We start from the raw sequence: 15,555 nt of genomic DNA, 5'->3' as shown, positions 1-15,555 counted from the left end.
CCCGCTGGTAGCCGCACTCGTGATGTTGAGCGGCATCCATGCCAGCGCCGCTGAACTCGACGTTCGCATCGAGCCCGAGAACCGGGCGCTCCGGGAAAATATCGAGAACTACATTGGCGACCTGGGCGACCGTGACGCGCGCGAGCTGCTGCGCTACAGCCGGGTCGCGCAGAGTCAGGCGGAAAAGGCGTTGCAAGCGCTGGGTTACTACCGCAGCCGCATCCGCACCGATGTGCGTGAGGGCGAGGAACCCGCGCTGGTGTTGCGTGTGCGAACCGGTGAGCCGGTGAAGCTGCGCAACATCACCGTCCGGCTGGACGGGCCTGCCGCTGAGTTCTCCGGCTTTCGCGTCGCCGAACGCACCCTGCGTCAGGGCGATGTGCTGAACCACGGACGGTACGAAGAGGTGAAGCAGCAGTTTCTCAACCAGGCCTCGCGCTTCGGCTATTTCGATGGCCGCTTCACCCAGCAGCGGCTGGCCGTCGATCCGCGGGAGAACGTCGCCGACGTCGAGCTGGTGTTCGACAGCGGACCGCGCTACCGCCTGGGCGACGTGCGCTTCGACGGGGATTCGCCATTCGATGACGGCCTGCTCGCGCGCATGGTGCCGTTCGAGACGGATACACCGTACGACTCCGAACTGATCGCCGAACTCAGCCAGGCGCTGCAGTCGAGCGGCTATTTCGAGGGCGTGCGCGTCGATGCCAACCCGAGCGGCGCCAACCAGCAGCGCATCCCGGTTTCGGTCGCGCTCACCACGCGCAAGCCGCGCACCTTTGGCTTCGGCCTTGGTTATTCCACCGACGTCGGCCCGCGGGTCCGGCTGGACTGGACACGCCACTGGGTCAACCCGCAAGGCCATAGCTACGGGGCCGAGGCGGAACTGTCGGCGCCGCGGCAGAACGTCGGGTTTTGGTACGACATCCCGCTGGACCCGCCACTGACCGACAAGCTGCGCTTCGTCGGCGGCTACCAGTATGAAGAGATCGCCGGCACCGACAGCCTCAGCCGCCTGCTCAAGGTCGGCCCGGAATGGCACAGCCAGCTGCCCAGCGGCTGGCTGCGCGTGCTTTCGCTGAAGTGGCAGCACGAGGAATATCGCCTCGGGGACGATTCAGGAACCAGCACCTTGCTCATGCCCGGCGTCGCCTACAGCTACCTGCGTAGCGACAATCGTATCGATCCGAGCCGCGGCTATCGCCTGCAGTTCGAAGTAGCCGCGGCGAAGGCCGGGGTGCTTTCCGATGCCGACCTGGTCCACGCCAACGTGCAGCTGCGGGGGCTGACCACCCTGGCCCAGCGGCATCGCTTTCTCGGTCGCGTGCAGCTTGGCGGCAACTGGACCGATGAATACGTCAACGTGCCGCCGTCACTGCGCTATTTCGCCGGTGGTGATCAGAGCGTGCGTGGCTACGATTACCAGAGCCTGTCACCGACCAACTCCGATGGCGACAAGATCGGCGGCCGCTATCAGTTCGCGGTCAGCGCCGAGTATCAGTATTCGATTGCCGAGAAATGGCGTGTCGCGACCTTCGTCGATCAGGGCAACGCCTTCAACTCGCTGGAAATTCCCACGCTGAAAAGTGCCGTTGGCGTCGGTGTGCGCTGGGTATCGCCGGTCGGCCCGATTCGCGTCGATGTCGCTCATCCGCTGGACGGCGACGGTGGGGTCCGCCTGCATTTCTCCATGGGGCCGGAGCTGTGATGCGGGTACTGCGTGGGCTTGGCTGGACGCTGCTTGGGCTGATACTGCTCGTGCTCATCGTCACCGCCGTGCTGCTCGGCACCGCCAGCGGCAGCCGCTGGCTGCTGGGGCAGGTGCCGGGGCTGACGGTCGAAGCATTCGAGGGCCGACTCGGCCAGCGCTGGCAGGCCGAGCGGCTGATCTGGGAGCAGGACGGCAGTCGTGTCGAAGTGCAACAAACCCGTCTTGCCTGGTCACCGGCGTGCCTGCTAAAGCGCACGCTGTGCATCGACGAGCTGGTCACCGGCGACATCGACCTCAGCTTCCCGCCCAGCGAGCCTGACCCGGCGGCGGAGCCCTTCAGCTTGCCTGAGCTCGATCTGCCGCTGGCGCTGCAGGTCGAACGCATCGAAATCGGCCGGGTGACGCTCAATGAAAGCGAGCAGGTGCGAAGCCTGCGCCTGCAGGCGAACTGGCGCGCGGATGGCCTGGATATCCAGCGCCTCGACCTGCGCCGGACGGATGTGGATCTGTCGGTGACTGGCCGGCTGCAGCCCAGCGGTGACTGGCCGCTGACGCTGGAGGGACAGGCCGCGCTGCAGTCGCCGGATGAACAGCCGTGGGCGCTGATGATCGCAGTGGATGGCGCCCTGCGCGAGCAGCTGCAGGTGCAGGTGCAAAGCCAGGGCTATCTCGACGGCAGCCTCAGCGGTCAGTTGCGGGCCCTCGATGAGCAATTGCCGGCGACGCTCAGGCTGAATGCTGATGGGTTCAAGGCGCTGCCCGATCTGCCGGACACCTTGCGCCTGAACGATCTGGAGCTGACAGCGAGTGGCAACCTGCAGGACGGCTACCGTCTGCTCGGCACCACCGAGCTGCCAGGCGAGGGCGGCGCGGTGCGGCTGGCGCTGGAAGGTGTCGTCAGTCCGAGCGGAGCGCAGATCGAGATGCTCGAGCTGGATGCGGGGCAGCAGCGCGATGTGCGGCTGAGTGGCGATGTCGACTGGCAGGACGGCCTGACCGCGAATGCCGATCTGCTCTGGCGCGATTTTCCCTGGCGACGGCTCTATCCGGTGATCGAAGAGCCGCCGGTGACGCTGCGCGAGCTCCAGGCGCAGATTCAGTACGACGACGGCAGCTATCTCGGCAATTTCGAATCGGCCATGACCGGCCCGGCCGGGGATTTCACACTGAACAGCCCGGTCAGCGGCAATCTCCAAGCGGTGCATCTGCCGCAACTGCAGCTGCAAGCCGGGCAGGGCAGTGCGACGGGTTCGTTGAGCGTCGGCTTCGCCGCGGGCATTGACTGGAAAACCGACCTGACGCTGAGCGAACTCGATCCGGCGTACTGGCTGGCCGAACTGCCGGGCAATCTCGGCGGTTCGCTGAAAAGCCAGGGCGCCTTGCGTGACGAGCAGCTGGAGGCCGAGGCGAGCCTCGACCTCGCCGGGCGCCTGCGCGGTCAAAACACTCGTCTGCAGCTGCAAGCCAACGGCGAGGGCGAGCGCTGGGATCTGCCGGTCATCAACCTGCGTATGGGCGATAACCGCGTACAGGGCAAAGGCACCTGGGCACAGACGCTGGATGGTCGACTGCAATTGGAACTGGGCCGCCTGGCGCAGCTGTGGCCCGGTCTCAGGGGGCGAGTGAACGGTGAGGTCACGCTGGCGGGAACCGCAGCGGCGCCGAGCGCGCAGCTCGAGCTGAACGGTCGCAACCTCGCTTATCAGGACAATCGGCTGCGTCGCCTCAACGTGCAGGGTCAGCTATCCGATGGAGAACGTGGTCGGCTGGCGCTGAACGCCGAGCGAATCCGCGCAGGCGAGACGGACCTCGGCGCACTGCGGATCGATGCCGAAGGCACTGCGGAACGGCATCAGGCCGAGCTGCAGCTGCAAGGTCCCTTGCTCGACCTGGCGCTGGCTTTCGATGGTGGATTGCGCGGTGAGGATTGGCTTGGCCGACTGACGCGCGGCGAGCTCAGCGCGCAGCAGCAAGACTGGGCCCTGCAACGGCCGGCCACACTGCAGCGTTTCGCCGATGGCCGACTGGAGTTCGGTGCGCATTGCTGGCGTTCCGGGCCCGCCAGCCTCTGCGCGGAGAATCAGCGTCTGCTGCCGGAACCGCAGATTAGCTATCGCCTTCGCGATTTCTCACTGCAGACCCTGGCCGACTATCTGCCCGAAGATTTCCGCTGGCAGGGCGAACTGAATGCCGATATCGAACTGGATCTTCCCGCTGGCGGGCCCAATGGCCGGGTTCGGGTCGACGCCGGCCCCGGCGTGCTGCGCATTCGCGATGTGGACGAGTGGCACGACTTCCCCTATCAGACCCTGGTGCTGAACAGCCGACTGCTGCCGGAGCGGATCGACAGCCAGCTGCGCTTTCTGGGCGGCGAGCTGGGCGAGCTTGACGTGCAGCTGCAGATCGATCCGCGGCCCGCGGCCAAGCCGATTGATGGCGAGTTTCGCCTGAGTGGTCTCGATCTGTCGGTGGCGCGCCCATTCGTGCCGATGGTCGAGCGTTTGCGCGGCGAACTGAACGGCAGTGGCCAGTTGGCCGGCACCCTGCAGCAGCCGTCACTCAACGGCCAACTGCTGTTGAGTGACGGGGAAATCGCCGGCAGCGAACTGCCGACGACGTTCGAAGATCTGCGGGTGCGCCTGCTGATCGAAGGCGAGCGACTGAACATCGACGGCAATTGGCGGGCCGGCGAACAGGGGCGCGGCAGCCTGAGCGGCGCACTGGACTGGCGGAACGAACTGGATCTGGACCTGGCGATCAAGGGCAGTCGCCTGCCGGTGGTGGTCGAGCCTTACGCCGACCTGGAAGTCGAGCCCGACCTGCGCATCGTGCTTAGCGGGCAAGACCTGGCGGTCAGCGGTCGGGTCGAAGTACCGCGAGGAGCGATCACGGTTCGCGAGCTACCGCCGGCGACAGTCAAGGTCTCTGAGGACACGGTGATCATCGGCCGCGAAGCCGAGGAGCCGGCGACCCCGCTGGCAGTGAAGATGGACATTGATGTCGAGGTGGGCCAGGACCGCCTGCGCTTCTCCGGCTTCGGCCTGACCGCCGATCTCGCCGGCTATCTGCACATTGGCGACAACTTGGATGCACGTGGCGAGCTACAGCTGAAGAACGGCCGATACCGAGCCTACGGCCAGCGACTGACCATCCGCCGCGCCGAGTTGCTGTTCACTGGCGTGATCAGCCAGCCGTTCCTCAACATTGAGGCGATTCGCCGTATCGATGCGGAGAATGTGATCGCCGGCCTGCGCATCACCGGCAGCGCCGAGCAGCCACGCATCGACGTGTTTTCCGAACCCGCGATGAGTCAGGAGCAGGCACTGGCGTATCTGGTACTGGGGCGACCGCTGGGTGCCGATACCGGGGACAGCAACCTGCTGGCACAGGCGGCGCTGGGCCTTGGCCTGGCGGGTAGCTCGTCCATCACCGGTGGTCTGGCGCAGCGCCTGGGCATACAGGACTTCCAGCTAGACACCGAAGGCACCGGCGTTGGCACCAGCGTGGTCGCTACCGGGCGGCTGACGGAACGGCTGGCATTGCGGTATGGCGTCGGCGTGTTCGAGCCGTCGAATACCATTGCGCTGCGCTATCAGCTGACGCGGCGAATCTTCCTCGAAGCCGCCAGCGGATTGGCCAGCTCGTTGGACCTGTTCTATCGCCGCGACTTCTGATCGATTGCGCGGCGCCGGAACACCGCTGGTGCGCCATGATCGAGGAGGCGCAGAGGCATGACGAAGCATTCGCGCTCTCATCGGTCGGGCGCACCAAACTGCATCAATCCGCACTGGCGGGCGCACCAGACTGGGCTACGCTGATTTCGCTTTCCATGCCATTCCTGGCTCGGCTGAGTCGAGCTGTCGGGGTCTGACCGTTCGGTCTGGTTTTCGCGTCGATTCGATCATCGAATCTGGCGCGATTGCCCCGAGCCCAATGGGCGAATGCAGTGGTAGCATCCACGCTTCCGAACGTCGCGGTCATAACCGCGCAACGCTCTAGCACGAGTCTTGCAAAGCGCTCGCGGACCTCAGCGCAGCGCAAGCTCCAGAGGCGTATCGGAATCGCCGTTACCTGGTCGCTGAAAAACCACCGCCACAAGCGTCATGTTTTTCAACGGCTCCACGGTAGCGCGACCCTAACGCGAGGGAACTCGCCTATAAGAAATAAGGTGCTCGAATGGAATTTCTGAATAACCTCGTCAATAGCGTCAACGGCCTCGTCTGGGGCCCACCCATGCTGGTGCTGATCCTTGGTACCGGTCTGTTCCTGATGATCTTCCTCAAGTTCATGCCGCTGACCCGCATCCCGAGCGGCTTTGCGCTGATGTGGCGCGGACGCACCAAGGGTGACGAAGCAACTGGCGAAATCAGCCCTTTCCAGGCGCTGATGACCTCGCTGGCGGCGACCGTGGGTACCGGCAACATCGCAGGCGTGGCCACGGCCATCTTCCTCGGCGGGCCGGGTGCGCTGTTCTGGATGTGGTGCACCGCGCTGGTGGGTATGGCCACCAAGTACTGCGAAGTCGTACTGGCGGTCCACTACCGTGAGAAGGACGACCGCGGCGAGCACGTTGGCGGCCCGATGTACGCGATCAAGAACGGCCTGGGCAAGAAGTGGATCTGGCTGGGTACCGCCTTCGCCATTTTCGGTGGCCTGGCCGGCTTCGGCATCGGCAACATGGTGCAGGTCAACAGCATGGCCCACGCGCTGGAAACCACCTTCTCGGTGCCGCTGTGGGCGACCGGCCTGATCACAATGGTGATCGTCGGCCTGGTGATTCTCGGCGGTATTCGCCGCATCGGTGTGGTCGCCGCGTCGCTCGTACCGTTCATGTGCCTGGCGTACCTGATCGCCGCTGCCGTGGTGCTGGTAGTCAATGCCTCGGCCATTCCGGCGGCATTCGACCTGATCTTCACCCACGCCTTCACGCCGATCGCCGCAACCGGTGGCTTCGCCGGCGCTGCGGTCATGGCGGCGATTCGCTTCGGTGTTGCCCGCGGCATCTTCTCCAACGAGGCGGGCCTTGGTACCGCTGGTATCGCTCAGGCGGCCGGAACCACCACAAGCTCGGTGCGCTCGGGCATGATCGGCATGCTGGGTACGTTCATCGACACCATCATCGTCTGCTCGATGACCGGCCTGGCGATCATCTGCACCGGGGTCTGGACCAGCGGCGAAAGCGGTGCGGCGCTGTCCGCGGCAGCCTTCGAGTCGGCCATGCCGGGTATCGGTGGCATCATCCTGACTCTCGCGCTGGTGGTCTTCGCCTTTACCACAATCCTTGGCTGGAGCTATTTCGGCGAGAAGTGCTGGGAGTTCCTGGTCGGCACGCGAGCCATCTGGCCGTTCCGCGTGATCTGGGTTCTGGCAGTGCCGTTCGGCGCCATTGCCCAGCTCGACTTCGCCTGGTTGTTGGCCGATACCCTCAACGGCCTGATGGCGATCCCCAACCTGGTTTCGCTGTTGCTGCTGAGTCCGGTAGTGGTCAAGCTGACCAAGGAATATTTCGCACGTAGCTGATGTCCGATAGCGACCGGTGCGGGCAGCCAGCGCTGCATCGGTCGTGCAACAGGAACAAGCCCGTGTCGACCACCCAGGTCGTGGAGCTGCGCGTTCCACGACCTTTTTTATTGCCTATTCATATCGAGGAGCGAAGCAAATGACTGAAATCACCCTGAAAGGCACACCGATCCAAGTGGCCGGTGACTTCCCCCAGGCCGGCCAGCAGGCCAAGGCGTTCCGCCTGGTGGGCGCTGACCTTTCCGATGTCGAGCTGTCGAGCCTTGCCGGCAAGCGCAAGATTCTCAACATCTTCCCGAGCATCGATACACCGACCTGCGCCACCTCGGTGCGCAAGTTCAATGCTCAGGCCAATGCCCTGGAAAACACCGTGGTGCTGTGCATCTCCGCCGACCTGCCGTTCGCGCAGAAGCGCTTCTGCGGCGCCGAGGGGCTGGAGAGTGTCATCAACCTGTCCACCATGCGCGGTGCCGAGTTCCTCGAGGATTACGGCGTAGCGATTGCCAGCGGCCCGCTGGCCGGGGTCGCAGCTCGCGCGGTAGTCGTGCTCGACGAACAGAATCGCGTCCTGCACAGCGAGCTGGTCAACGAGATCGGCAGTGAACCGAACTACGAGGCAGCCATCGCCTCGCTTGGCTGATCTGCCTTGCTGGGACGAAACGGCGAGTGGCTTTCAATAGCACTCGCCGTTTCGTTTTCTGGCGACAGAAATCCATCGGTTGGTGCGAAACCGCCCGTCGTCGTCAATTAGCGTGAACCCTCCGAGACAACTACTTTCAGGCATGCCGCCCGGCTTCAGCGTCGCGGGTGTGGAGAAGTCTGCAAAAGTGGCAAATAGGCAGCTTTTCAAAAATCTTTTCGCTCAGCTGCTGTCATAGCGCTGATGCCCATTGAATGGATTCAGTTTATGCCTACCTCAGAGATCAAGAAAATCGGTGTTTCCGGAACCGGAATGATCGCCCGCGGCTTCGTGCGGTTAATCAAGAAACACTATCCGGACATGGAAATCTCGCGCGTCCTGACACGCCGACCGCTCTCAACGATGGCTGACTTCCCGTTGGCAGACGTCCTCACCAACTCGCTGGACGAGCTGATCGATCATTCCGATCTGATTGTCGAGTGCAGCGGTGACGTGTTCCATGGGACTTCAGTCATCGAGCGCGCTTTCGAAGCGGGCTTGCAGGTGGTGACGGTCAACGCCGAACTGCAGGTGACCACGGGCTCCTTCCTGGCTGGCAGGGGTTTCCTCACCGAAGCCGAAGGCGACCAGCCAGGTTCGCTTGCGGCCCTGCATGAAGACGCGCTGCAGATGGGCTTTCAGCCGCTGGTGTACGGCAACATGAAGGGCTATCTGAACCATGATCCGTCGCCGGAAGACATGGCCTACTGGGCCAATCGACAGGGGATCAGCGTCGATCAGACCACGTCCTTCACCGACGGCACCAAGGTGCAGATCGAGCAGGTGATCATCGGTAACGGCCTGGGCGCCACCATTACCCGTCAGGGCATGGAGGGGCTGGCCTCGACCAACCTGGACGACAGCGCCAGCCTGCTCGGCATGATGGCCGAGCGAGCAGGGCAGCCAATCGTCGACTACGTCATTCCTTCCGGCTACCCGGCCGGCGGCGTGTTCCTGGTGGGCAGGCACGACGAGGATCAGGCGCAGGCAATCGAGTACTTCAAGCTGGGCCGCGGGCCGTTCTACACGCTGGTGCGTCCGTTCCACCTCTGCTCGCTGGAAGTGGGCAAGACCGTGCGCCGCGTGCTGAATGGCGGTGGTGTGCTGCTCAACAACTCGACCGAACCGACCCTCGGCGTTGCGGCCATCGCCAAGCGTGCCATGAAGCCGGGTGAGTTGATCGAGCGCGGCATCGGCGGTTTCCAGTTCCGTGGCGAGGCGATCAAGCTGGCCGAGCACCCGGATCACGTGCCGATCGGTCTGCTGCGCAAGACTGCGCTCAAACGCGCCGTCGAGCCTGGCCAGATCATCACCTTTGACGACATCGACATTTTGCCGAGTCGCGCGCTGGATATCGTGCTGGAGCAGCGCAAGCCGCGCATGACCCAGGTCGAGAGCAAAGGGTCAGACTGGACCGCACCAGGCATCAGCACCATGGGAATGCTCGCCTTCGGTGGTTGAACGACGCTCAAACAAAAAGGCCGCTGTCTGATGTCAGCGGCCTTTTTGTTTCTGTTGTCGGTGATGATCGAAAGAGCGGCGATGCAGGACCGCCGCGTTGCCGTCAGGCCTTGCGCATGGACCAGTAGCGTGGCTTGAACAGGTCGCGCTCGCCGAGCAAGGTCACGCCGGCGGCGAAACCGATCAGCACCAGGCCGATATAGACGCAGAGTTCGATAAAGCCTTGTGGCTGAGGCACGAAGTGCAGCGCGGCGGCCAACACCGCTGCTGTCGCGGCCCAGCGCGCGAGCACAGCCACACCGGCGCCCTTGGGCGAGGCGCGATAGACGAACAACCCCATGAACAGCGCCTGCAGCGTGACACCGCTGGAGAAGGCCAGTGCCAGGCCTGCGGCGCCATAGTGCTTGTAAAGCGCGGCATCCAGGGCGATGGTCATGGCCGAGCTGATCAGCGTGATCACCAGAAACAGGCGAACCTGGTGCTGGGCGAGCAGGGCGCGGCCCCAGAGCAGGGCGAGCCCCATCGACGGCAGACCAAGCGCGTAGATGACCATCAGCGAGGCGGTTGCCTGGGTTTGCGTGGCGCCGAACTCGCCGCGCTCGAGCAGTACCGCGACCACCGCTTCCGGGAAGGAGCAAAGCACGACGGTGGCCGGCACCAGGAACAGCAACGTCGCCAGCAGCCCCTTGCGAATCACCGCGGCATGAGCGCTGTGATCCTGCTCGTTCCAGCTGGAGGAGAACTGCGGAAAGAGCACGGAAAGCACCGACATCGCGTACAGCGTCAGCGGGATGGTGACGATGCGGAAGGCGAACGACAGCATGGTGATGCTGCCTTCCTCAAGGAACGAGGCGAACATCCGCTCGGCCAGGATGCACGCCTGCTGCGCGCCAGCGGCCATCAGTACCGGGGCGAATGCCAGGCCGAACTGACTGCCGTGACCTTTTTCCAGCGGTTGCGCCTCTCCCCGCAGATAATGAATACGGCGGTGCTGCACGACGATCAGGGCCAACTGCGGCAAAAGCATGCCGAGAAAGATCACCATGCCGCTGGGTTCGAACAGCAGAATCCCGATGATGGCCCCGGCATTGAGCAGTAGGGTTCGTGTCATCGGCATGACGAACACGTTGTCCATGTTGAGCAACGCGCCCTGGCAGTACAGCGCGGCCTGTACGCCGATCAGCAGCGCGCCGACGCAGAAGACCAGTTGTCCGTTGGCGACCTGTTCCGGTGTCCAGCCCGGTGCCAGGGCGTTCAGCACCCAGTAGCTGGTCAGCAGTATCAGCAGGCAGGCCGCGCCACCGAGCAGCATGATGCGCCAGTAAAGCCAGCGCGCGACCGCCTCGAACAGCGATTGCGACTGGCTGCGCAGCTTCTGCAGGTAAGGGATCATGGCGTCGCGCAAGGCGAGGCCGAGGAAGTTCTCGAAGAACAGCGGCAGGATCAGGGCGACGAAGATGAGGTCCGCTTCCCAGCTGAGGCCGAAGGAGCGGGCGATGAACAGATCGCGAAGAAACCCGAGAAGAAAACTGGCGACGGTCAACGCCAGAATGACCAGCGATACATTCATTCCTTGATCCTTGCTGGCCATCGATGATGGCCCGTTAGCGACACGACAATGTCCGATTCGACGTGCTGGCAGACCATACGGCCTGCTTACAGCTCTTCCCCTCGCAGCCCGGTGCCCGAGAAGAACGCTAAATAGACTTAAGACCCGGCACATGGTTCCGACGCGTACCGGCCTCTCTGGGGCTCTTCATACATGCCGATACGTAAAAATGCCGTAAAGGCACTTTGCGAGCGGTTCGCGACTGCTTATGGTTCACGCTCCTTTTCAAGCGAACCCCGTTCATGACCGTGGCTCATCCTTCTTCCGCGCGTTCCAGCCTTCGTTGGCTGCTCATCATCCTCGCCGTAGCTGCCATCGGGCTGCTGGTCTGGTGGCTGTGGCCTGCACCTCAGGAAACCCCTCAGCGGCCGGGCGGGCGTCCGGGCTTCGGCGCGTTTGGCGGGCCAGTGCCCGTGCGCGTGGCCAAGGTGGAGCAGGGTCAATTCGAGGTCTTCAACAAGGCGCTCGGCAGCGTGACACCGTTGAATACCGTCAATCTGCGCAGCCGGGTCGGTGGCGAGCTGGTCGAGCTGCGTTTCGAGGAGGGGCAGCGTGTCAAGAAGGGCGATCTGCTGGCGGTGATCGACCCTCGCCCATACAAGGTCGCGCTGCAGCAGGCGGAGGGCACCTTGCAGCAGAACCGCGCGCAGCTGAAGAACGCGCAGGTGGATTTCGAGCGTTATCGCGGTCTCTACGCCGATGACAGCATCGCCAAGCAGACCCTGGATACCCAGGAAGCGCTGGTCAGCCAGTACCAGGGCACGCTGGCCGCCAATCAGGCGTCGGTCAACGAGGCGCGCCTGAATCTCGAGTTCACCCAGATTCGCTCGCCCATCGATGGTCGGGTCGGCCTGCGCCAGCTCGATGTGGGCAATCTGGTAGCTGCCAACGACACCACGCCGCTGGTGGTGATTACCCAGACCCAGCCGATGTCCATCAGCTTCACCCTGCCCGAAGGCGAGTTGCTGCCGGTGCTGACGCGCTATCGCCAGGGCGATGAGCTTGCAGTGCAGATCTGGGATCGCGGTGAAAAGATCCAGTTTGGCGAGGGCGTGCTGGAGAGCATTGATAACCAGATTGATGCGACTACCGGCACGCTGCGCCTGAAGGCGCGTTTCGACAATGAAGCAGAGCTGCTGATCCCCAACCAGTTCGTCAACGTGCGCCTGCGGGTGGAGACCCTGCGTGACGCCGTGTTGATTCCGTCTGCGGCGCTGCAGTTCGGTTCGCGCGGCACCTTCGCCTATGTCGTCGGCGACGACAACAAGGTGGAACTGCGGACGCTGCAGGCCGGGCCTACCAACGGCGCGACCACGGTGGTGCTCAAGGGCTTGAAGGTGGGCGAGCGGGTGGTGATGGAAGGCACCGACCGCCTGCGCGATGGCGCTGAAGTGGAGGTCGTCGGCAGCCAGCGCATGGCCGAGCAGGCTGCGGAAAATCCGGTGCTCGGGGGCGGTGAGGCTGCGGAGCGCGAAGAGCGATGAACATCTCGCGGTTGTTCATCCTGCGACCGGTTGCGACCACGCTGAGCATGATCGCAATCCTGCTGGCAGGACTGATCGCCTACAAGCTGTTGCCAGTGGCGGCATTGCCACAGGTGGACTACCCGACAATCCGGGTGATGACGCTTTACCCTGGCGCCAGTCCCGAAGTCATGACCAGTGCCGTTACCGCACCGTTGGAACGCCAGTTCGGGCAGATGCCGGGGCTCGAGCAGCTGTCATCCACCAGTTCCGGCGGCGCCTCGGTGATTACCCTGCGCTTTTCGCTGGACGTGGCGCTGGATGTCGCGGAACAGGAAGTGCAGGCCGCGATCAACGCGGCGAACAACCTGCTGCCCAACGATCTGCCGGCGCCGCCGGTGTACAACAAGGTCAACCCGGCCGACACGCCGGTGCTGACCCTGGCCGTGACGTCCGAATCGCTGCCGCTGCCCAAACTGCATGATCTGGTCGACACGCGCATGGCGCAGAAACTGGCGCAGATCAACGGCGTCGGCATGGTCAGTATCGCTGGTGGCCAGCGCCCGGCGGTGCGTATCCGCACCAACCCGGAAGCACTTGCCGCGTACGGCCTTTCGCTGGCCGACGTGCGCTCGCTGATCACCAGCTCCAACGTCAACCAGCCCAAAGGCAACTTCGACGGCCCGACCCGGGTGTCGATGCTCGACGCCAACGACCAGCTGAAAACGCCTGAGGAATATGCCGAGCTGATCCTCACCTATGAGGATGGCGCCGCGCTGCGGCTTAAGGATGTCGCCGACATCATCGACGGCGCCGAGAACGAGCGCCTCGCGGCCTGGGCCAACGAGAGCCAGGCGGTGCTGCTCAACGTCCAGCGCCAGCCCGGTGCCAATGTCATCGACGTGGTCGAACGCATCCAGGCGCTGCTGCCGGAAGTGACGGCCAGCATGCCGGCCGGCCTGGATGTGGTGGTGCTCACCGACCGTACCCAGACCATCCGCGCCGCCGTCACCGATGTGCAGCATGAGCTGATGCTCGCCACCTTCCTGGTGGTGATGGTCACCTTCGTCTTTCTCAAGAAGCTCTCGGCCACGGTGATCCCGTCAATTGCCGTGCCGCTGTCACTGGTCGGCACCTTCGCGGTGATGTACGTCTGCGGTTTCTCCCTGAACAACCTGACCTTGATGGCGCTGACGATTGCCACCGGCTTCGTGGTGGACGATGCCATCGTCATGCTGGAGAACATCGCGCGGCACCTGGAGGAGGGCGAGACACCGCTCAACGCCGCGCTCAAGGGCGCACGGCAGATCGGTTTTACGCTGATCTCGCTGACCTTCTCGCTGATCGCCGTGCTGATCCCGCTGCTGTTCATGCAGGACGTCGTCGGCCGGCTGTTTCGCGAGTTCGCCATCACCCTGGCGGTGGCGATTCTGATCTCGCTGGTGGTGTCGCTGACGCTGACGCCGATGATGTGCGCCAAGCTGCTCAAGCCGCAGACGGCCACCGAGGCCAAGCCTGACTGGGTCGAGCGGCTGATCGGCGGTTACTCGCGCTGGCTGACCTGGGTATTGCGCCACCAGACGCTGACCCTTCTGGTCGCGGTTGCGACGCTTGGCCTTACCGTCGTGCTCTATCTCGCCGTGCCCAAGGGCTTCTTCCCGGTGCAGGACACCGGCGTGATTCAGGGCATCAGCGAGGCGCCGCAGTCGATCTCCTTCCGCGCCATGAGCGAGCGCCAGCAGGCACTGGCGCGGGTGATTCTTGCCGATCCGGCGGTGGACAGCCTGTCGTCCTACATCGGCGTGGATGGCGACAACGTCACGCTCAACAGCGGCCGCCTGCTGATCAATCTCAAGCCCCACGGCGAGCGAGACCTGACTGCCAGCCAGATCATCGACCGGCTGCGACCGGAGCTGGCCAAGGTGCCAGGTATCGAGCTGTACCTGCAGCCGGTGCAGGATCTGTCCATCGAGGACCGGATCAGCCGCACGCAATTCCAGTTCAGCCTAGAGACGCCGGACGGCGAGCTGCTGCAGGAGTGGACGCCGCGGTTGGTCGAGGCGCTGCGCGAGCGGCCGGAGCTGACCGATGTGGCCAGCGATCTGCAAAGCAGCGGCCTGCAGATCTATCTGGACATCGACCGCGACGCCGCGGCGCGCTTGGGCATCCAGGTCGCGGATATCACCGATGCGCTGTACGACGCCTTCGGCCAACGGCAGATTTCCACCATCTTCACCCAGGCTAGCCAGTACCGCGTGGTGCTGGAGGCAGAGGCGGGCAACCGCCTCGGCCCGCAGGCGCTGGAGCAACTATTCGTGCAGAGCGAAGGCGGCACACCGGTGCGATTGTCGAGCCTGGCGACGCTGGAGCAACGCAACGCGCCCTTGCTGATCAACCATATCGGCCAGTTCCCGGCGGTGACCCTGTCGTTCAACCTGGCCAGCGGCGTGTCGCTCGGTAAGGCGGTGGAAGTGATCGAAGCGGTGGAGCAGGAGATCGGCCTGCCGGCCGGTATCCAGACGCGTTTCCAGGGCGCCGCCGAGGCCTTCCGCGCCTCGCTGTCGAGCACGCTGCTGCTGATCCTCGCCGCGGTGGTGACGATGTACATCGTGCTCGGCGTGCTCTACGAGAGCTATATCCACCCGATCACCATCCTCTCCACGCTGCCCTCGGCGGCGGTCGGTGCCTTGCTAGCCTTGCTGCTGACCGGTAACGACCTCGGGCTTATCGCGATCATCGGCATCATCCTCTTGATCGGCATCGTCAAGAAGAACGCGATCATGATGATCGACTTCGCCCTGGAGGCCGAACGGCAGCAGGGCATGAGTCCGCAGGACGCGATCTATCGCGCGGCGCTGCTGCGTTTCCGGCCGATCCTGATGACCACGCTGGCGGCGCTGTTCGGTGCGATTCCACTGATGCTGGCATCCGGCTCCGGTGCCGAGTTGCGCCAGCCGCTCGGCCTGGTGCTGGCCGGCGGTCTGCTGCTCAGCCAGCTGCTGACGCTGTTCACCACACCGGTGATCTACCTGTTCTTCGACCGCCTCGGCCAGCGCTTCGGGCGTCGCCGCGAGCCGCTGGTGGAGGCTGAAACGTGAGCCGGCCTGCGATCGTG

General features: G+C 64.1%; 8 protein-coding genes. 7 read left to right on the top strand and 1 reads right to left on the bottom strand.

Going from position 1 to position 15,555, the window contains the following annotated elements; genetic code table 11:
- Positions 1-22 precede the first annotated feature (22 nt).
- The 5 genes from LW136_RS12275 to LW136_RS12255 all read left to right on the top strand — a co-directional run bounded on the left by LW136_RS12275 (position 23) and on the right by LW136_RS12255 (position 9,368).
- Positions 23-1,705, top strand: a complete 1,683-nt coding sequence (locus LW136_RS12275; protein WP_234175260.1) for an autotransporter assembly complex protein TamA — start codon at positions 23-25, stop codon at positions 1,703-1,705.
- The gene (locus LW136_RS12270; RefSeq protein WP_234172997.1) at positions 1,705-5,382 is read left to right on the top strand and encodes a translocation/assembly module TamB domain-containing protein; all 3,678 of its coding nucleotides are present in this window, start codon (positions 1,705-1,707) and stop codon (positions 5,380-5,382) included. Before LW136_RS12275 ends, LW136_RS12270 begins: the two co-directional genes overlap by 1 nt.
- A 502-nt stretch (positions 5,383-5,884) precedes the next feature.
- Complete coding sequence (locus LW136_RS12265; RefSeq protein WP_234172996.1) at positions 5,885-7,228, top strand: alanine/glycine:cation symporter family protein; 1,344 nt, start codon at positions 5,885-5,887, stop codon at positions 7,226-7,228.
- 139 nt (positions 7,229-7,367) lie between these two features.
- The gene (gene tpx, locus LW136_RS12260; protein ID WP_234172995.1) at positions 7,368-7,868 is read left to right on the top strand and encodes a thiol peroxidase; all 501 of its coding nucleotides are present in this window, start codon (positions 7,368-7,370) and stop codon (positions 7,866-7,868) included.
- 312 nt (positions 7,869-8,180) lie between these two features.
- Positions 8,181-9,368, top strand: a complete 1,188-nt coding sequence (locus LW136_RS12255; protein WP_042928202.1) for an NAD(P)-dependent oxidoreductase — start codon at positions 8,181-8,183, stop codon at positions 9,366-9,368.
- A 103-nt stretch (positions 9,369-9,471) separates the two neighbouring features.
- On the opposite strand, the gene LW136_RS12250 is transcribed toward LW136_RS12255, so the two are convergent.
- Positions 9,472-10,938, bottom strand: coding sequence for a lipid II flippase MurJ (locus LW136_RS12250; protein WP_023445346.1), 1,467 nt, complete (start codon positions 10,936-10,938; stop codon positions 9,472-9,474).
- A 281-nt stretch (positions 10,939-11,219) separates the two neighbouring features.
- Here LW136_RS12250 and LW136_RS12245 point away from each other — a divergent pair, with 281 nt between their 5' ends.
- On the top strand, positions 11,220-12,461 hold the full coding sequence (locus LW136_RS12245; RefSeq protein WP_234172994.1) for an MdtA/MuxA family multidrug efflux RND transporter periplasmic adaptor subunit: 1,242 nt from the start codon (positions 11,220-11,222) through the stop codon (positions 12,459-12,461).
- Positions 12,458-15,538 carry an MdtB/MuxB family multidrug efflux RND transporter permease subunit gene (locus LW136_RS12240; protein WP_234172993.1) on the top strand — a complete coding sequence of 1,027 codons (3,081 nt, stop codon included), beginning with the start codon at positions 12,458-12,460 and terminating at the stop codon, positions 15,536-15,538. The genes LW136_RS12245 and LW136_RS12240 overlap by 4 nt, the downstream gene beginning before the upstream one ends.
- Positions 15,539-15,555: the final 17 nt, after the last annotated feature.

It is taken from the genome of Stutzerimonas kunmingensis (assembly GCF_021432085.1).
GTDB lineage: Bacteria > Pseudomonadota > Gammaproteobacteria > Pseudomonadales > Pseudomonadaceae > Stutzerimonas.
The sequence above is the reverse complement of the archived record's forward strand: the minus strand, read 5'-3'. Positions and strand labels throughout refer to the sequence as shown.

Bases quoted from the DNA above. Each gene is read 5' to 3' on its own strand.
- LW136_RS12275 (WP_234175260.1), top strand. From the start codon at position 23: ATGTTGAGCGGCATCCATGCCAGCGCCGCTGAACTCGACGTTCGCATC.
- LW136_RS12270 (WP_234172997.1), top strand. From the start codon at position 1,705: ATGCGGGTACTGCGTGGGCTTGGCTGGACGCTGCTTGGGCTGATACTG.
- LW136_RS12265 (WP_234172996.1), top strand. From the start codon at position 5,885: ATGGAATTTCTGAATAACCTCGTCAATAGCGTCAACGGCCTCGTCTGG.
- tpx (WP_234172995.1), top strand. From the start codon at position 7,368: ATGACTGAAATCACCCTGAAAGGCACACCGATCCAAGTGGCCGGTGAC.
- LW136_RS12255 (WP_042928202.1), top strand. From the start codon at position 8,181: ATGATCGCCCGCGGCTTCGTGCGGTTAATCAAGAAACACTATCCGGAC.
- LW136_RS12250 (WP_023445346.1), bottom strand. From the start codon at position 10,938: ATGAATGTATCGCTGGTCATTCTGGCGTTGACCGTCGCCAGTTTTCTT.
- LW136_RS12245 (WP_234172994.1), top strand. From the start codon at position 11,220: ATGACCGTGGCTCATCCTTCTTCCGCGCGTTCCAGCCTTCGTTGGCTG.
- LW136_RS12240 (WP_234172993.1), top strand. From the start codon at position 12,458: ATGAACATCTCGCGGTTGTTCATCCTGCGACCGGTTGCGACCACGCTG.